At 72.9% G+C, this 18,176-nt stretch carries 13 protein-coding genes; 3 read left to right on the plus strand and 10 right to left on the minus strand.

What is annotated here, in order from left to right; genetic code table 11:
- Positions 1–314: 314 nt before the first annotated feature.
- The 5 genes from VFW71_10490 to VFW71_10510 all read right to left on the minus strand — a co-directional run bounded on the left by VFW71_10490 (position 315) and on the right by VFW71_10510 (position 7,850).
- Positions 315–1,187 (minus strand): metallophosphoesterase, encoded by an 873-nt coding sequence (locus VFW71_10490; protein ID HEU5003189.1) that lies wholly within the window; start codon positions 1,185–1,187, stop codon positions 315–317.
- 19 nt (positions 1,188–1,206) lie between these two features.
- Positions 1,207–2,697 (minus strand): thiamine pyrophosphate-binding protein, encoded by a 1,491-nt coding sequence (locus VFW71_10495; GenBank protein HEU5003190.1) that lies wholly within the window; start codon positions 2,695–2,697, stop codon positions 1,207–1,209.
- Positions 2,694–4,454, minus strand: a complete 1,761-nt coding sequence (locus VFW71_10500) for a hypothetical protein (GenBank protein ID HEU5003191.1) — start codon at positions 4,452–4,454, stop codon at positions 2,694–2,696. Before VFW71_10500 ends, VFW71_10495 begins: the two co-directional genes overlap by 4 nt.
- A 119-nt stretch (positions 4,455–4,573) precedes the next feature.
- Positions 4,574–4,864 carry a hypothetical protein gene (locus VFW71_10505; protein HEU5003192.1) on the minus strand — a complete coding sequence of 97 codons (291 nt, stop codon included), beginning with the start codon at positions 4,862–4,864 and terminating at the stop codon, positions 4,574–4,576.
- Between the two features lie 100 nt (positions 4,865–4,964).
- Positions 4,965–7,850 (minus strand): AAA family ATPase, encoded by a 2,886-nt coding sequence (locus tag VFW71_10510; GenBank protein ID HEU5003193.1) that lies wholly within the window; start codon positions 7,848–7,850, stop codon positions 4,965–4,967.
- A 91-nt stretch (positions 7,851–7,941) separates the two neighbouring features.
- On the opposite strand from VFW71_10510, the gene VFW71_10515 reads away from it, so the two are divergent.
- Positions 7,942–8,304 (plus strand): cupin, encoded by a 363-nt coding sequence (locus VFW71_10515; GenBank protein HEU5003194.1) that lies wholly within the window; start codon positions 7,942–7,944, stop codon positions 8,302–8,304.
- A 1-nt stretch (position 8,305) separates the two neighbouring features.
- Here the strand turns inward: VFW71_10515 and VFW71_10520 are convergent, their stop codons facing one another.
- On the minus strand, positions 8,306–9,412 hold the full coding sequence (locus VFW71_10520; protein HEU5003195.1) for an ArsA-related P-loop ATPase: 1,107 nt from the start codon (positions 9,410–9,412) through the stop codon (positions 8,306–8,308).
- Positions 9,409–10,473, minus strand: coding sequence for an ArsA-related P-loop ATPase (locus VFW71_10525; GenBank protein HEU5003196.1), 1,065 nt, complete (start codon positions 10,471–10,473; stop codon positions 9,409–9,411). Before VFW71_10525 ends, VFW71_10520 begins: the two co-directional genes overlap by 4 nt.
- Between VFW71_10525 and VFW71_10530 the strand changes: the two genes are divergently transcribed.
- Positions 10,468–11,907 (plus strand): NfeD family protein, encoded by a 1,440-nt coding sequence (locus VFW71_10530; GenBank protein ID HEU5003197.1) that lies wholly within the window; start codon positions 10,468–10,470, stop codon positions 11,905–11,907. The two genes, VFW71_10525 and VFW71_10530, sit on opposite strands and share 6 nt — an antisense overlap.
- A 78-nt stretch (positions 11,908–11,985) precedes the next feature.
- On the opposite strand, the gene selB is transcribed toward VFW71_10530, so the two are convergent.
- Both selB and selA read right to left on the minus strand, forming a co-directional pair.
- The gene (gene selB, locus VFW71_10535) at positions 11,986–13,842 is read right to left on the minus strand and encodes a selenocysteine-specific translation elongation factor (GenBank protein HEU5003198.1); all 1,857 of its coding nucleotides are present in this window, start codon (positions 13,840–13,842) and stop codon (positions 11,986–11,988) included.
- Between the two features lie 11 nt (positions 13,843–13,853).
- On the minus strand, positions 13,854–15,236 hold the full coding sequence (selA, locus tag VFW71_10540) for an L-seryl-tRNA(Sec) selenium transferase (GenBank protein ID HEU5003199.1): 1,383 nt from the start codon (positions 15,234–15,236) through the stop codon (positions 13,854–13,856).
- A gap of 38 nt (positions 15,237–15,274) precedes the next feature.
- On the opposite strand from selA, the gene VFW71_10545 reads away from it, so the two are divergent.
- Complete coding sequence (locus tag VFW71_10545; GenBank protein ID HEU5003200.1) at positions 15,275–17,443, plus strand: transglycosylase domain-containing protein; 2,169 nt, start codon at positions 15,275–15,277, stop codon at positions 17,441–17,443.
- Positions 17,444–17,489: 46 nt separating this feature from the next.
- Here VFW71_10545 and VFW71_10550 read toward each other — a convergent pair.
- Positions 17,490–18,176: serine protease (locus VFW71_10550; GenBank protein HEU5003201.1), on the minus strand; the 687-nt coding region annotated here is incomplete at its 5' end.

Here is an 18,176-nt window from a genome sequence, read left to right on the forward strand (position 1 = left end):
CCGATCCGTCCACCAGGGGGAGGTGAGGCCGAGAAGCCAAACCTACCGGCACTCCCCACGGCCGCCAGTGGGCAAGTTTTCGTGGCCATCCTTGGGCAGGTGTAGTGGCCGTCACCGGGCAGAACTCAACGGCCCTTGACATCGTGAGAGGTGCGGAATAGAGCGTAGCTCTTAAGACAGAATGGTGAGGCTGTGTCTCTGGCCTACCAGTTGGCGAGATCGGCTCCCCATTTGAGGCCTTGACGGGTTGCTGCGGGACGCGCCGCTAACGAGACTGACTCTCCCCGCTTTCGCCGGGGAAATCGCTTCTTGCCTTATCCCTGCCCCCGCGCCACCAGCTCCAGCACCGAGGCCTCAGGGGGAGACAGGAACCGGACCGGGGCGAACTTGCTGGTCCCCAGCCCGGGGGTGACGAACAGCAAGGTGTCGCCGATCCAGTGGGCACCCATGGAGTACTCGTTCGGCAGGTCGGAGTTGGTCACCAGCGACCCGACGAAGGGCACCCGCACCTGGCCCCCGTGGGTGTGGCCCGCGATCGCCAGGTCGAAGCCGCCGGCGGCGATGTCCAGGTACGGAGCCGGGTCGTGTACGACGCAGAGCGCGAAGGCGGCCCCCGGGTTGCGGTGTAGCAGCCGGCGGTCGTCCCGGTGCAGGAAGGGGTCGTCCATCCCCGTGATCTGCCAGGGCACACCGTCCACCACCGGGTAGACCGTGCGGTTCGTCAGGCTCTGGTAGCCCTGCTCCTCCAGCATCCGCAGGAAGTCGGCGGTCCGGTTCGTCTTCGTCGGCTTCTTGCGCCGTTTGGTGAAGTAGCGGGTGGGGCTCTTGGGCCTCGGGGCGTAGTAGTCCGACGAGCCGAGCACGTAGTAGCAGCCCAACCGGCCCTTCAGCCCGCCCAGCAGGCGGGCGCAGCGCTCGACCGCCGCCGGCTCGCCCAGCAGGTCGCCGGTGGCGAAGACCAGGTCGAAGGGTTCCTGGGACAAGGCGGCGAGGAAGGCGGCCAGCCGGAGGTTGGTCTCCCGGAGGTGGGTGTCGGAGACCTGGAGCACCCGCAACGGCCCGGCCCCCGGGGGCAGCACCGGGAGCCGATGGATGCGCAGGTGGTAGCGGTGGGCCTCGCCCACGCTGTAGACGACACCTGCCGTCCCGAGGGCGGCGCCCGCCGCCAGGACCCGGGAAAGCTTCACCCGTGTACCCGGATGCGCTTCATCCGACGACGACGAGGTTCGGCCCCTCGGCCGGAACCTCCGCCAGGACGTCCGGGAGGGCGTCGAGGGTGGCCGCCCGGACGGTGGCCGGGATGCCGAACGCCGGCCCCAGGCCGCCGAGGTCCGGGGTGGGCGCCCGGGCGGCGAGGACGTGGTGCGCCTCGCTGCCGGCCGATGTGCCCGCCCAGTCATCGGCCAGCGCCACAACGGTGACCCGGGCGCCTGCCTGGGCGAGGGCCACCAGGTCGTAGCACCGCCGGACGAGGCCCCGGGCATCCAGGATGGCCACCGCCCGCTTCCGGCTCCCGGTCGCCACCCCGAGCGAGGCGGCGATGCACCAGCCCGCACCCGAGTCCGGGGGCGCGGCGTGGAAGGTGCCCCGCTCGGGCACCCCGAACAGGGGGACGGCGAAGCGGGCCACCGGACCATCCCACACCGTCGGCACCTCGGGCGGGATCGCCGCCCGGAGAGCGTCCAGCAGGGCCGTGGGAGCAGCCGCCGCCAGCCGGGCCCGCGCTGCGTCCCTCGTAGCCCCCACCGACACCTCCTGCGCAGCGAGGTCGCGGGGGGCGCCGTCAGCGGCGTGGACCCGGAGCCGGTCGGCCAGGGCACGGAGCACATGGCCGGCGTCGCCCGTGATGCCCAGCCGGACCGGGTAGCGGGTGCCCGGCACCGAGGGATCGGTGTCGACATGGAAGAGCTGCATGGGCATCGGGAGCTGCCCGTTGCGGGTGGAGCGGGGGGAGAACGAGGTCCCGACCGCCAGCCCGGCGTCCGCCCCTCCGGTGAGGCGGGCGACCTCCGAGGCCCCCGCCAGGGACCCGACGAGGAGGGGGTGGCCGTCGCCCAGCACCCCGCGCCCGGCGGTGCTGGTGACGATGGGCGCGGCCAGCAGCTCGGCGACCTCGGCGACCGCCTCGCCGGCCTGAGCCGCCCCGCCCCCCAGCCAGATCACGGGGCGGGCGGACAGGGAGAGCAGGTGGGCGGCCTCGTCGATGGCGGCCTCGTCGAGCGCCGTGCGATCCGCTCCGGCCGGGGCGGCGGGGTCGGGCGCACCGCCCGGTTCGACCCCGGCGGCCAGCACCCGCGGGGCGATCGACACCAACACCGGGCCGGTCGCCCGCACGGCGGTCGCCAGGGCAGCGTCGAGGGCAGCGAGGTCCTCCACGCGGAGGAGACCGGGGTCGGCCCCGGTGGCCCGGGGGGCGGTGGCGATCGCCAGCACCGGGGCGCCGCTGGAGGATTTCTGGAGGAAGCCCATCGTGGTGGTGGGCGCCCCGAGCACCACCCCCAGCGGGTTCCCCGAGCGCCGGTGCGCCGCGGCGGCCACCACCGCGCCTGCCTCGGTCAGGAGGCTGAGGGTGGTGATCCCGGCCTCCTCGGCGGCGGCCCACAGATCGGGGTCGGCCCCGTCGGCATCCGGGCAGCCGAACGCGACCGCCCCGCCCGCCTCCCGGATCCGGCGGAAAAGCGAAAGCCCCGCCTTCACACGCTCGGAGGCGGCGGGGTGAACTCGAGGATGACGCCGTCCTCGAACCAGCGCCGGAGCGTCTCCTCGCCAGCGGGGCCATGGGCGCGGGCCGGGTACCGCTCTTCCAGGATCAGACGGGCGACCTCGCCGAACTCCACCCGGTTCTCGGGGCCGATCACCCGCACCGTGGCAGGGAAATCAACCAGCCGGGCGTCCCGCCCCTTCCAGCGCAGCGCCACCTGGGCGGTGCGCATGTCCCGGGCGTTGGCGATCTTGTTTTGGTCGGCGGAGAGCACGAAGATGTGGCCCGGCCGGTAGACGAACTGGCGGGTGGGGATCGTGACCCCGTCCTCCGGCGTGATCCAGATCGTCTCGGAGGCCTCCAGGCCCTCCACCAGCCCGCGCAGCGGCGGGGCGGAGGCTGCCGCCTCCTCGTCCGGCCCCCAGAAGATGGACGGGTCGGGCTGGTAGCCGAGCTGGCTCCAGGAGGCGTCGATCGCCCGCAGCACGTACCAGGTGGTGTAGTTGAAGAACTCGTCCACTGCTTCGAGCGGGTCGTCGAAGTCCTCCATGCGGATGAGTTCCTCGTGGGCGATGCGCCCGGCGTCGATGAGGCCGCGCCGGTGGGTGTGGGCAATGTCCACCGCGGTCTCGGCGCTCAGCTTGTCCTCCGGGCGCGGGCCGCCCGATCCCCGGGCCTTGTGCGGGTCCTTGCGGAAGGCGAGCACCCAGGACGGCTGGTGGATGGAGACGTAGGCCTCGGACCAGTACTCCCCGCTGTTGACGGCGGCGGTGAGGAACATCGTGGACTTGGGGAAGGTCAGCTTGAAGCCGGTCCAGTGCGCCTTGAACGCCCGGACGATGTGGCGCTCCAGCCCGATGTGCAGCGTCCCCAGCTCGCCCGGCCCCTTGCTGACCCGGTAATCGGCGAGGCGGCCGGCGAGGCGGAAGCGCACCTCCTCAGCTGGGCCGCTCAGGGCACGCTTCGGGGGCGGCTGCGCGGCAGGCGGCGCCGGCGGTGCGGGCCTCGGGCTCGGGGTTGCCGACACCGGTGCCGGCGTCACGGCCGGGGCGATGACGGGGATGGGCACAGCCACCGGTGCGGGCGCGGGCGGCGGATCGGGGACGGGGGGGACCACCCGGGGTGGCTCGGGCCTCGGGGCCGGCCGGCGGAGCGCCTCAGGGGCGTGGCCGCGGGGCAGCGACGCCAGGCGGTCCTCCTCGGCACCCCAGCCGATGGTCCCGTCCGGGGTGTAGCCCAGCTGCGCCCACGTGGCGTCGATGGCCCGCAGCACGTACCAGGTGGTGTAGTTGAAGAACTCGTCCACCGCCTCGAGCGGGTCGTCGAAGTCCTCCATGCGGATGAGCTCCTCATGGGCCACGTGCCCGGAGGCGACCAGCCCGTGGCGGTAGGCCAGGGCGGTGTCCACCGCCGCCTCGGCGCTCAGCTTGTCCTCGGGGCGCGGGCCCCCGGACCCCCGGGCCTTGTGCGGGTCCTTGCGGAAAGCGAACACCCAGGAGGGCTGGTGGATCGAGATGTAGGCCTCCGACCAGTACTCGCCGGTGGTGAGTGAGGTGGAGAGGAAGAGCGTCGATTGCGGGAAGGCGACCTTGAAGCCGGTCCAGTGCGCCTTGAAGGTGCGCACCAGGCCCCGCTTCAGGCCGATGGCGAGGGTCCCGATCTCGCCGCCGCCCTTGCGGACCTCGTAATCGGACAGGCGGTGCGCCACCCGGTAGCGGATCTCGTCGGGGGCGACCTTCAGGGTGCGGGCCACGCCGGCGCTGCCTCCTCGCTCGGTGGCGGGCCCCGGTGGGCCGGCCGCAGGCACCGATTATACGGACTGGCCCTCCCGGCTCCCCCCACCCCCGGAGAGCCGGGAGGCAGTCCGATCTGTCAGGCGCGGGCAGGCTCCGGGACGGTGACCTCGGCGCCGTCCAGCTGGAGGAGCAAGTTCGGGCTCCCCTCGGCGCCCGCCTGGGCCAGAGCGGGACCCAGTTGGCCGGAGATGAAGGCCTCGCAGCTCTGCTTCGAATCCCAGATCGACACGATGGCCATGCCCACCGGGGTCGCGCCGGCCGCGACCGCGATCAGGCCCGGCCGGCTCGCATCGCCGAGGATGCCCTCGACCTGGTGATACACGTCCATCGACCCGCCCGCCACATCGACGACCTCTACGTACGCCATGGTGCCGCCTCCCTTCGTCCCGCTCCCCGGTTGGGAGCACAGGCGGATGGTCCCTCGCCGGGCACCTGCCCGACATCGGGGGGACTACTCAAGCCGGTACTCATTTGACCGCCCGGCTGACCACCCAGGCGGCGATCTGCGCCCGGGAGCTGAACCCGAGCTTGGTCATGATGTGCGCCACGTGGTTCTCCGCCGTGCGCTCGGAGAGCACCAGGGCCTCGGCGATCTGGCGGTTCGACATGCCCTGCGCCACGAGGCCGGCGACCTCTGCCTCACGGTGGGAGAGGGCGGGCCCGGGGCTCCCGGAGGCGCCGCCGATGCCACGCAGCAAGCGCCGGGAGCGATCTGCCCACGGGGCCATGCCCAAGGAGTCGGCCTCCTCTCGCGCCTGGGCCAGGAGGGCGCCGGCCCGACCGAGATCGCCCGGTCCGGAGCGGCCGAGGAGGGCGCTCGCCAGCTGGACGGCTGATTCAACCCGGAACCCAAGGGCGCCCGACGCGGTCGCGCCATCGAATGCCGCCTGCAGGTGGTCGATGGCGGCGTCGTGCTGACCAAGGAACCCGGCGGCCACCCCGAGGTACAGCGCCATAGGACCGAAGGACGCGGCAGCCCCGACCACCGGTGCGGCATGTGCGCTGCGGTGGACGAGGGCCCGCTCGTACGCCGCCTGCACGACCGACGCGTGGCCGAGGGCAACCGCGGTCGCGATCCCGTGGGCGAGGCCGACCACCTGCAGCATCGGTGGGAACGTCCATTCTTCCGGCGGACCCGCCCGGGCAAAGCGCTGTGCTGCAGCCTCAGTGTCGCCCCGTTCGAGGAGGATCCAGCTGCCGGCGACCAGGAAGAAGGTGGCGAAGGGCCGAGGAGCATAGTCCGGAACATCGGGGACCTGGGGGCCCTCGGCCGGGTCGCCGGTGTGGTGGCCGATGATGACGAGGAGAGCCATGTTGGCCTCGACCCCCGGCTGGTGAAGGTCGCCGGTCAGCTCCTCCCGGGCTCGGCGGGCGAGGTCATTCGCCTCGGCGAGCCGACCGGTTGCCTGGGCGAGAGCGGCCCGGAGGCGCAGGAGATGCCACCGGCCGATGGGCAGTTTGATCCGGTCCACGCACATGGCCAACTCCGGGAGCACCGACCCGGTGGCCGGAAAATCTCCCAGAGCAAAGGAGGCCTCGGCGGCCCACACGAGCCCCCACATCAGGATCGGGAGGCTGTGGCCCGCCCGGCCGACCTCGCACATCCGCGCCGCCACGGCAACCTGCTCGACGAGGCCCTCCGACGAACTGCACACCAGATGCCGTGCACCCAGGGCGCCCACCAGGGCCTGCCGCTCCCCGCACTCCTCCGCCAACGCGAGGGCCTGGCGGCTCCAGCGCTCCAGGTCGGCGCGGTCCTCCCCGGCGTACACCCCACCATGCGCCCGCTGCGCCAGGAGCCGCGCCCGCAGGGCGGTCGCCCCCTCAGGGAGGGCGGCAAGTGCCCGGGCCGCCCAGTCGCCGAGCTGGCGGTTGAGGGTGGGCTCACCCACGTCGGTGATCACCAGCGCGGTCTCGGCCGCCAGCTCGGGGCGGTGTAGGGCCCAGGCCACATCGGTCAGCTCCCGGCACACCTCGAGGCAGGAGGCGAAGTCCGCCGCCTGAAAGAGCGACCGGGCATGCGCCAACAGAAGTCCGGCGAGCTCCTCTTCGGGTACCGCGCCCCGGGCGAGCTCCACTGCGCGTGCGTACTGGGGTGCGGCGGCCTCGAACGCGAGGGCGCGCATCGCGGCATCGGCGGCCCGGCGCGACCAGGCAGCGGCGGTGGCCCGCTCGTCACCCACCGCCACCGCCGCCCACAGGCGGGCGACCTCCGGAAGGAGCGGCTCCAGCCGGCCTTGGTAGCTCGCTTCGAGGCTCCTCGCCGCCCGCCGTTGGAGGGAGAGCCGGTCTGCTGGTGCAAGCCCGGCAACCACCGCCTCCCGGATGAGGGCGTGGCTGAAGCGCACCGAGTCCGGGTCCGACCCGGCATGCAGCAGGCCGGCCCGGACACACTCCGCCGCCCGGTCCAGAGCCCCGGCGAGGGGGACGTCGAGCATCCGGGCGATGACCGGGAGTCCGACCTCCCCTCGGAGCACGGCGGCTGCCTGCAGCACGCGCCGGACATCGGGGGCCAGCCGCCGGAGGCGCTGATCGACCGTCGCCCGGACCCCGGGGGGCACGGCACCCTCGCCCGTGCCATCGCTTTCCAGCAGCGTCCGGCCCAGCTCCCGCACGAGGAAGGGGTTGCCCCCCGTCAGGGCGTGCACCCGCGCCGCCAGGCCATCGGCAACCTCGTCGCCGGCCAGGTCGGCCAGGCAGTCCCGCACGCCAGCCGGGTCGAGCCCGGCTAGGCGCAGGGACACGGTCGCCCCTTCCCGCACCAGGTCCGCAAGCATGGGGCTCAGCCGGTCGGGCTCGGCGGCGAGGTCCCGGGCGGTGGCCACCATGAGGAGCGGGACGGAGGCGGCGTAGCGGGTCAGGTGGAGCAGCAGGAGCAGGCTCGGGGTGTCTGCCCAGTGGGCGTCGTCCAGGAACAGGACCAGGCCACCGCCTGCCGCAGCCTCGATGTACGCCCGGGCGGCTTCGAACAGGGCGAAGCGTTCCTGGACATCGTCGTCCGCGGCCGGCGCGAGCTCGTCAAGGCCCGGTCCCGGCAGGATCCGGGAGAGGGCGGGGGGCGTGTTGATGGGCACACCGGCTGCCGCCTCCGAACGCAGCAACTGGCGCCAGGGCCAGTAGGCGGGGGCGCCGCCGCCATCGACGCACCGGCCCCAGGCGGTGCGGATCCCGCGGGCGAGGGCTATGCCGGCCAGCTCCTCGGCGAGGCGGGTCTTGCCGACCCCCGGCTCCCCGAAAACGAGCACCAGCTTGGGCCCGCCCGTCAGGGCGGCATCAAGGTGCTCGAGGAGCCGGGCAATCTCAGGGGCGCGGCCAACAAGCCGGGGCCGGCCGGGCACCGCTGTTCCCTCCACTCGCTTCCTCCCCCTGCGACGATACTGCGGGGCGGGGGCCGGGATTAGGTGGGGGCCGGGATTAGGTGGGGGCCGGGGTTAGGCTGCGCCCGTGCCCGCGCTCATCCCCGCCGCCACCCGCATCCACGCCGAGGGCGACCCGCCGAAGACCATCGAGGAGTACGTCGGGCGGGTCAACAGCGCCGAGCGCCGGCTGAGCATCGCCCACATGCAGAGCCCGGCAGGATGGGCCGAGCCCGGGCAGACACCCGAGTTCGACGAATACACCGTGGTGCTGCGCGGGGCGCTGCTGGTCGAGCACGAGGGCGGCGCCCTGCGGGTGGAGGCGGGCCAGGCGATCCACTGCGCCCCGGGCGAGTGGGTGCGCTACTCGACGCCGGAGCCGGGCGGGGCCGACTACGTGTCGATCTGCCTGCCGGCCTTCTCGCCCGACACCGCCCACCGGGACGGGTAGCTCAGGGGGCCGCGAGGTGCTCCGGCTCGGCGAAGAGGGCGTCGGTCACCTCGGCCAGCGCGTGGAGGTTGGCCACCTCCTGGGTGTACGTCGGGACCCGCACCCAGCGCCGGGGCGGCACCTCGGCCTCCAGCCGGCGCAGGCTGTGCTCCTCCCGGTGCCGGACCCGCTCCAGCTCGCCGGCGATCTGGGTCAGCCGGTCGGCCAGGGGCGACCCGATGGGCTCACCGAGCGCCTCAGGGAAGCGGGGCTGCAAGCGGTTCACGACCAGGCCCCCGAATGCCAGACCGTGCGAGCTCATCGCCCCCACCAGGAACAGCGCCTCCTCGACTGCCTGGTCGGTGGGCGCCACCACCACCACGAATCGGGTGACGTTGCGCCGCAGTAGCTCGTAGACCGCCTGGGCGCGCTCCTTGAAGCCGTCGTACATGCCCTCGAAGTTGGCGAAGAAGTCGGCGGTGTCGGCCAGCGCCTCGGCCCCGATCACCTTCTGGACCACCCGCAGGAAGGTGACGGCGGCCAGGTTCATCGCCCGGAAGACCCCCCGGCCCCCGCCCATCGCGGGCACGAGGAACCATTTCAGCAGCTTGCCCTCCAGGAATGAGGTCATGCGCTTGGGCGCCTCGAGGAAATCCAGGGCGTTGCGGGTGGGCGGGGTGTCCACCACGATCAGGTCGTAGCGCCCGCCCCAGTACAGCTCGTAGAGCTTCTCCATGGCCATGTACTCGTGCGTCCCGTTGAGGGCGCCGGAGATGGCCTGGTAGAAGCGGTTGTCGATGATGCTCTTCGCCTTCTCGGGCGAACGGGCGTAGCGGTGCACCAGGTCGTCGAAGGTGGTCTTGGTGTCCAGCATCATGGCGTCGAGCGGGGCGGGGGGCAGGCCGGCCTCCTCGAACTTCTCGGGCGCCACCCGGCGGGGCTGGTTGGAGAGCTCCTCCAGGCCGAGGGCATCGGCCAGGCGCTTGGCGGGGTCGATGGTGACCACGCACGTGGTGCGCCCGCGCAGGGCCCCCTCCAGGGCGATGGCGGCCGACACGGTGGTCTTGCCCACCCCGCCCGGGCCGGCGCAGATCACGATCTGGCCGTCGAGGGCCGACTCGAGGCTCACTTCGGGCGTGGAGGCGGCGGAACCGGGGCGTCGGGCCGAGCCTCGGTGTCCATCTGCTCCTCGATGACATCGGCCAGGTGGTCCAGCTCCTTGTGCCCGAAGCCGTCTCCGAACAGGAAGGGGAGATCGACCACCGCGGTGCCTGGCCCGAGCCCGTCGATCAGCTCCTGGCGGTGCGCCTGTTGCAGCCGGCGCCGGGCGCCGTAGAACTCGGCGGTGGCGAACAGCGCCTGCGCCCGGGCGGGGTCGAGGGCGGGCGCACCCCTCGTGCGCCGCACGATGCCCCGGGGGGTCTTGAGCCGGTTGAAGGCCGCCTCTACCGCTGGGTCCTCGCCGACCGGCGGGTACAGCATGTTGACGTAGACGGTGTCCACCGGCATGTGCACCTGGCGCTCCATGAGCCCGGCGGTCTCCAGGGTCTCCTTGACCGGCGTCTCCTCGGCCAGGCTCACCAGCTGGACCGCCACCTGCGCCGGGTTCCGCAGCCAGTCCAGCACCCGCTTGGCGTGGTTCGCCAGCGTGCCGACGGGCACCGCCTCCAGGAACCCTTCGGGCGAGCGGAGCATCGACACCGCGTGGCCGGCGGCGGGGGTGTCCAGGACGGCGAAATCGAACTCGTTGCGCCGGGCGACCATGTACCAGACCTTGCCCAGCATCAGGATGTCGCGCAGCCCCGGGGCGGCGTGGGTCACGTAGTAGACCAGCTGCGAGGCCACCAGCGGCCGGGCGATGCGCTTGGCGTGGAACTGGATCTCGAAGTACTCCCGGAGGGCCTCCTCCGGCGAGATGTGCATGGCGAAGAGCCCGGGGCGCAGCTCCCGGGGCTCGCTGCTCAGCGGGCCGGCGCCGAGCAGGTTGGAGAGGGCGCTCTTGCCCTCCACCTCGGCGACCAGCACACGCAGATCGTGGCGAGCCGCCATGATGCCGAGCGCTGCGGAGAGGCTGGTTTTCCCGACCCCTCCTTTCCCGGAGATAATGAGGAGTCGCCGATCGAGGATCGCGCCGAAAGACACGCGCTCATGATAGACCTCCACTCTTTTCGGGCTTTTCCTGCTGTGCACGCGGGCCGCATCCGGGCCGGCCTGCTGGCGTTCGCCCTGGCGCTGGTCGGGGTGCTCGCGCTGCTCGGCCCTCCCGCCCGGGCAGCGGGCAGGCAGGCACCGGCGGGCGGAGGCGCCATCGACTACTTCGAGCTCAGCGGCGTCATCGACCCCGTGTCCGCCCAGGCCTTCATCTCCGAGATCGGCGCCGCTGAGCAGACACGCTCCGCCCTCCTGGTGGTCCGCCTCGACACCCCCGGGGGCCTGAAGTCGTCGATCACGTCGGTGGTCAACGCCATGGTGTCGTCGACGGTCCCGATCGCGGTGTGGATCGCCCCGCAGGGCGCCCAGGCGGCGGGGGCCGGGGAACTGATCGCGGCGGCGGCACCGATCCTGTCGATGGCGGCCGGGACCACCATCGGCCCCCTGACCCCGGTGAACCTGGACAGCCGGGCCGCGCCGGCGGCCGCCGCCCAGGCCGAACTCGCCACCGTGGCCGCCCACAGCGGCCGCCCCGCCGCCGTGCTGCAGGGCGGGACCGCCGTGGTCAACGACACCACCGCCACCCAGTCCGGCCTGGTGTCGTTCCAGGCGGGCGAGCTCGGCACCGTGCTGCAGAACCTCCAGACCCGGTCGGTGACCTTCGGCGGGCAGACGGTGTCGCTGACCGTCACCGGCGAGCTGCGTTTCCACAAGATGAGCGTCTGGGCCCGGGTGGTCCACGCCGCCGACCGGCCGGCCGTCGCCTACATGCTGGTGCTGCTGGGGTTCTTCGGGCTGGTGTTCGAGCTCTACTTCCCCGGCATCGGCGCCGCCGGCCTCATGGGCGGGGGGGCGCTGGCCCTCGGGCTGTACGGGTTCAGCATCCTGCCCGCCTCCTGGCTGGCCATCGCCCTGCTGCTGGGGGGGCTGGCGCTCTACGTCCCCGACCTGCATACCGGCGGCCTCGGGATCTACACCGGAGCCGGGCTGCTGCTGGAGGTGCTGGGCAGCGTGCTGGTCTTACGCCACGTACCGGGGTCGCTCCAGCTTCCGTGGTGGGCCACGCTCATGGGCGTCGTCGGGAGCCTGCTGTTCTTCATCTCGATCATGACCGCCGCCATCCGGGCCCGGTTCTCCCGCCCACCAGCGGGGGCCGAGGGCCTGCTGGGCGGGGTGGGCATCGCCCGTACCGACCTGGTCCCCGACGGCGAGGTGACCGCCAGCGGGTCGCTCTGGCGGGCCCGCACGCTGGGAGCGGCCATCGCCGAGGGGTCACAGGTGCGGGTGAAGTCGGTGTCGGGCCTGATGCTGCTGGTGGAGCCGCTGGAGTTGGAGGCCTCGGTGATGCCCGACGGGGCGGATGGGGCGGCCGATGGGGCGGATGGGGCCGATGGGGCGGATGGGGCGGAGGCGACCGATGGGGCGGATGGGGCCGGACCGCCGTCGGCGCCGGCCACGCCGCCCGCACCTTGAGATTGTCTGTGAGTGTTTAGGGGTGCTATACGGGCCTCAGCACTCACAGACTGTGCGAAGGGCCACGACGAGGCACGGCTACGAGGCCGGCCCGGCGGCCTTCGGCCCCAGGATCCGCACGTCGCCCTGGCGGACGGTCCAGCCGGTACGGTCGAGGTACTCCAGCAGCGGCACCACCCACTTCCGGCTCGCCCCCACCAGGTCCCGGAACTGGGCCACCGTGAACGGCCCCGAGGCGGCCACCTGCTCCAGCACCAGCCCCCGGATGCGCTCCAGCGAGGCCGGCAGGTAGACCAGCTCGGGGCTCACCGCCACCAGCTGCCCGGCGCGCACCAGGCCTCGGATGAGCGCAGCGTCGAATCGGCCGCCCAGATCGGTCAGGGGCGGCGGGGCGGCACCTGCCTCGGCCAGGAAAGCCAGTAGCTCATCGGTCTCGCTGCCTCCGAGGGCGGGCACGAAATCGGCCGTCCGCAGCCGCTCGGCGTCCACCACCACGCCCCCCCGGCGGGCCAGCTCGTCCACGAGGTCGTCGAACCCCCTGGCCGGCACCGGGGAGGGCAGCTCGATGACCCGCCGGGCCGCCGCCCGGGGCATGCCCGCCTCCTTGGGGTTGGCCGCCTGGTAGGAGCGCAGAGCGTCGGCCAGCCGCGCCCCGGCGGCCGCCAATGCCTCCTCCGAGAAGACCACCGTGGCCAGCCACACGCCCCCGGCCGCCTCGGCCCCCGCCCGGTCCAGGCCGGTGCGCAGGGCGACGTCCCGCACCGCCAGCACGCCCTCCTCGGCCAGCACCTGGGTGAAGTAGGCCGCCCGGTCGCCCGCCGCCCGGCGGCGCCGGGCCTGGGCCGCCAGCGCCTCCCGGCTGGCCCGGGGCGGGTGGGGCTCCAGCACGGTGCCGCCGCCCAGGGTCTCGCTGCGTCCCGAGTCCCGCAGGACGACGTGGTCGGACCAGTCCACCACCGCCGGTTCGGAGAAGGTGAGCAGCGCCAGCCCGGTGCCGCCGGGCTCGGGTGCCTCCTCCAGGAAGCGCAGCGTGGCGGGGAGCTCCGAGGAGCCCAGGTAGACCTTGAACGCCCCCCGCTCGCTGGCCTCGTGGCCGAGGTGCTCCAGGAAGCGGATCGCCGCCAGGCACCGCCGGGTGGTGCGCCACAGGCCGGGTCGGCTGACCGCGTCGCCCCGCTGCACCGACTCGGGCTCGACGCCCACCAGGTTCAGGGCGGTGCGGTTGCCCGGGCCGATCTCGGCCAGCTTGCGGTGGTGGGACTGGATCCCCCGCACCCGGGCCCGCAGGCCGCCGGGGAGGAGCTCCACCTCGGCGTCCTGGCGCACGGAGCCTCCGGTCAGGGTCCCGGTGACCACGGTCCCGGACCCCTTCATCGAGAACACCCGGTCCACCCACAGCCGCGGCCGGTCGCGGTCCTCGGCGGGCGGGGTGGCGGCCAGCACCCGGTCAAGCTCGGCCTTGAGGGCGTCCAGGTTGCGCCCGGTCACCGCGGAGACCGCCAGGATGGGGGCACCGGCGAGCGTGGTGGCGTCGATCCGGCGCCGGATGTCGGCCATGACGTCGTCCAGGACGTCGGCCTCCACCAGGTCCGCCTTGGTCACGGCCACCACAGCCCCCCGGACACCGAGCAGGTCGAGGATGTCCAGGTGCTCCTGGGACTGCGGCTTCCAGCCCTCGTTGGCGGCGACGACGAACAGCGTGACAGTGATCGCACCGACGCCGGCCAGCATGTTCTTGATGAAGCGCTCGTGGCCCGGGACATCCACGATGCCCACCTCCCGCCCCGACGGCAGTGTCACCCAGGCGAATCCGAGGTCGATGGTGAGACCCCGGCGCTTCTCCTCCTCCAGCCGATCGGGGTCGATCCCGGTGAGGGCCTGGACGAGCGTGCTCTTGCCGTGGTCGACGTGCCCGGCGGTGGCGACGACGTGCACCGGCGGGCGGTTTAGGCCAGGACCCGGTTGAGGGCGGCACTGACCACGGCGTCCTGTTCCGGCGCCACCGTCCGCAGGTCGAGCACCAGGCGGTCCTCCTCCACCCGGGCGATCACCGGTGGGTCGCCCGCCACCAGCGCGGCCCGCAGCTCGCCAGCCCCCCGCCGCCCGGAGGTGACCTCCAGCAGCACGGTGGGGATGCGGCAACCCGGGGCAGACCCGCCTCCGGTGGTGGAGAAGCCGTCCACCAGACTGGCTCCGGCCAACCCGGCCACCGAGGAACGGACCGCCTCGGCCCGGGCCCGGATCGCTGCCGGCTCCTGGAGGGCCATCGCCCACAGCGGGATGTCACACTCCCGGCCCTGCAGGTAGGCCAGCAGCGTGGCTTCGAGGGCTGCCAGCGTGGTCTTGTCCACCCGGTAGGTGCGTAGCAGGGGCGACTTCTCCATCGCCGCCACCAGTGCCGCCCGGCCGACGATGATGCCCGCCTGGGGGCCGCCCAGCAGCTTGTCGCCCGAGAAGGTCACGACGTCGGCGCCGTCGGCCAGCGCCTCCTCCACGCACGGCTCGGCCGCCAGCCAGCCCGGCGTGCGCCCGGCGATGCGCCGGTGGAGGAGACCGCTGCCGATGTCGTGGATGAGCGGGACGCCGGCACCGTGGGCGATGTCCGCCAGCTCGGCGCCGGGCACCGACTTCACGAAACCCACCACCTCGTAATTGGACGGGTGGACCTTCAGGATCGCCCCGGTGGCCTCCCCCAGGGCGCCCCGGTAGTCCTTCGGGTGCGTGCGGTTCGTGGTGCCCACCTCACGGAGCACGGCCCCGGACTGGGTAAGGATCTCGGGGATGCGGAACTCGCCGCCGATCTCGATCAGCTCACCCCGGGAGATGATGACCTCTCTCCCCCGGGCCACGGCGGCCAGCACGAGGAGGACGGCGGCGGCATTGTTGTTGACCACCAGGGCGGCCTCGGCGCCGGTCAGTGCGGTGATGAGGGCGCGGGCGTGGTCGTAACGGCTCCCCCGCCGCCCGGCGGCGAGGTCGAACTCCAGGTTCGAGTACCCCATCGCCACCTCCTCGATGGCGGCCAGCATCCCCGCCCCCATCGGCGCCCGGCCGAGGTTGGTGTGCAGGAGGACCCCGGTGGCGTTCACGACCGGCACCAGGCGCCGGCGGCGGCCGGCGGCGAGGCGGCCGTTGACCGCCGCCACCAGCGCCTCCAGCGACGGGGCGGGCGCCCCGTCCCGGACCGCCGCCCGGGCCTCAGCGATCGCCGCCCGGGCAGCCTCGGCACGGAGCGGGTGAGGCTCGCTGTCTGCCGGGCCGAGCGCTTCGATCAGGCGGTCGACCTGCGGCAGCGCCCGAGCACGGGAGGAGAAGTCGGGTGTTTCCACAGGGGGCTATCCTAAGCGGGCTGCAGAATCACTCCGCCATGCACATCCGCCACTCGCCCCGCGACGTCGCCCTCGCCCTCGTCCTCGCCCTCATCGGGGTGCCGGCGATCCTCCTCGCCGCCGCCCTCGCCGCGTTCCTCCTGTTCCCGCCGCCGGTCAGCCTGCCGCAGCCGCAGGCCGCCACTCTGGCCCAGACCAGTCACATCTACGCCGGCGACGGGTCCCTCCTGGCCTCGCTGCACGCCCAGTACAACCGGGAGCCGGTGTCGCTCAACCAGATGGCGCTGACCATGCAGCAGGCGACGATCGCGTCCGAGGACTCCCGCTTCTTCCAGAACTCCGGCATCGACGTCCGGGGCATCTTCCGGGCCCTCCTCGCCGACCTGCGGGCCCGGTCCGCCGTCCAGGGAGCCTCGACCATCGCCGAGCAGTACGTGAAGCAGGCCTACACCGGCAGCCAGCGGTCGCTGTTCCGCAAGTTCCGCCAGGCCCTCCTGGCCGCCCAGCTGGAGCGCACCTACTCCAAAGACACCATCCTGGAGAGCTACCTCAACACGGTGTACTTCGGCGACGGGGCGTACGGGGTCGAGGCAGCGGCGCAGACCTACTTCGGGGTGCACGCCTCGCAGCTCACCCTGTCGCAGGCCGCCCTGTTGGTGGGCGTGATCCCGTCGCCGGGTAACTACTCGCCGGTCAACCGCCCGGCGGCAGCTGAGGCCCGGCGCAAGCTGGTGCTGGACCGGATGGTGACCTCGGGCTACATCACCGCCGTCCAGGCAGCACAGGCCAAGGCAGCCCCCCCGGCCCTGGTGTCCGACACCAACGTGCAGGTGGTGCGCTTCCCGTGGTTCGTCGACGCCGTGCAGACCTACCTGATCTCCAAATATGGCAAGGACAAGGTGTTCTCCGGCGGTCTCGACGTGTACACGTCGCTGGACCCGGCCCAGGAGACCGCCGCCCAAAACGTCCTATCCACCACGCTCCCGGCGCAGTCCGACCCGGACTACGCCCTGGTGTCGGTCGACCCGGGTACCGGGTACGTGACGTCGCTGATCGGGGGCCGGAACTACGTTCCCGCCGGGTTCAACATCGCCATCAACGGCCGCCGCCAGCCGGGTTCGTCCTTCAAGCCGTTCACGCTCATCGCCGCCCTGCAGCAAGGGATCAGCCCCCACGCCACCTACAGGGGACCGTCCAGCATCTGCCTGGCTGGCTGGAAGCCGGACTGCCATGTCTCGAACTTCAACAACGAGGCCTTTGGGAGCATCTCGCTCACCGACGCCACGGTGGACTCGGTGAACACGGTGTACGCCCAGCTGGTGCTCCAGGTGGGGCCGGGCAAGGTGGTGTCGGTGGCCAATGCGATGGGGATCCCGGGGCCGTCGTGGCTGCCGGCCCGGGCGGCGTGCACCAAGACGGCGTCCAACCCGTGCGGCACGTTGCTGACCCCGCTGCCGTCGATCACCCTGGGGGCCGAGGAGGTCACCCCGCTCGAGATGGCGTCCGCCTACGCCACGCTGGCCGCGGGCGGGACCTACCGGGCGCCGAAGCTGGTGACCAAGGTCACCGACGCCTCCGGGGCGGTGCTGGAGGCCGGCCCGTCGGCACCCGTGCAGGCGATCAGCCCGGACATCGCCTACACCGCCACCACCATCCTCCAGCAGGTCATCCAGCGCGGGACCGGCACCGCGGCGGCCATCGGCCGGCCGGCAGCGGGCAAGACCGGCACGGCGTCCGACTACAAGAACGCCTGGTTCGTGGGCTACACCCCCAATGACGCCGCAGCCATCTGGATGGGCTACGAGCAGTCCAACCAGCCGATGGTGAACGTGCACGGGGTGGGCCAGGTCACCGGCGGCACCCTGCCGGCGAAGATGTGGTCGGCCTACATGAGCCAGGTCCTGGCCGGGTCCCCGTCCCTGCCCTTCAGCCCGCCACCGGCCACGAACACCGGGCCGACGTTCCGGCTCCCGGCACCGCCGGAACCTGCGCCAGTGCCGTCGCCGACGCCCACCCAGACCGTTGCGGTGACTCCCACCGCGTCCCCGACGCCACCGCCGTCGCCCAGCGCACCGCCGGGTCCGAGTCCCTCGCCATCGCCGCGGCCCTCGCCCTCCCCGTCCCCGTCGCCCGTCGAGATCCCTTCGCCCACACCCACACCGTCCCCGAGCCCGTCGCCGTCGCCCACGTCACACCGGGATGGCTGACGGGCCGGGCCTCAGGCTGGGATGAAATGCGGGATGAAATGCGGGATCAGGTCCGCGGGCAGATCACCACTTGGATGCACGCCAACCGCACCGGGATCGCCGGGGCGGGCGTGAGCGCGGGCGTCACCGGCGCCGCAGGCGAGGGAGATGGCGAGGGGGATGCACTCTTGGCGGTGCTGGTCGGACCCGGCTGCGAGGACGGCGGCGGCGAGGGCAGCGGGACGGCCACGACCCCGACCACTTTGCCCTCCTGATCCACCAGGGGCCCGCCGGTCGCGGGCATCCCGACGGCGGCGTTCGTGGACACCAGAGCCGAGTTGGCGGTGGTCACCTGGCCGGAGGCGGCGGTGGCCCCGTAGGGCCCACCCGAGGCGGCGATTGCCCAGACCGTGAGCCCCGCCGTCGGAACGACGTTGGAGAACTGCAGGCTCGGCACCTTGCCCACGCTCACGACGATGAGCGCCAGGTTGCGGGTGGTATCCCAGCTGTAGACGTTGCCGGTGTGGTCGGCCCCCGCGATGTGCACCGTGGCCACGGGCGACGGTGGCGGCCCGGTGGGCGGCGCCCCGCTCGACGTGGGGGTGCCGGTCACGCCCAGGGGAAGGCCCTGGGCGGAGGCGACGGTCCCCGCCACCAGCTGGAAGCTTGTCAGCACCCAGGACTGGGCATCGGTGGAATTCAGTACGAACCCCGATCCCGAGGTCCGGTTGCCGAACATATCGCTGCCCTGCAC

The organism is Actinomycetota bacterium, from assembly GCA_035765775.1.
Lineage (GTDB): Bacteria > Actinomycetota > CADDZG01 > JAHWKV01 > JAOPZY01 > DASTWV01.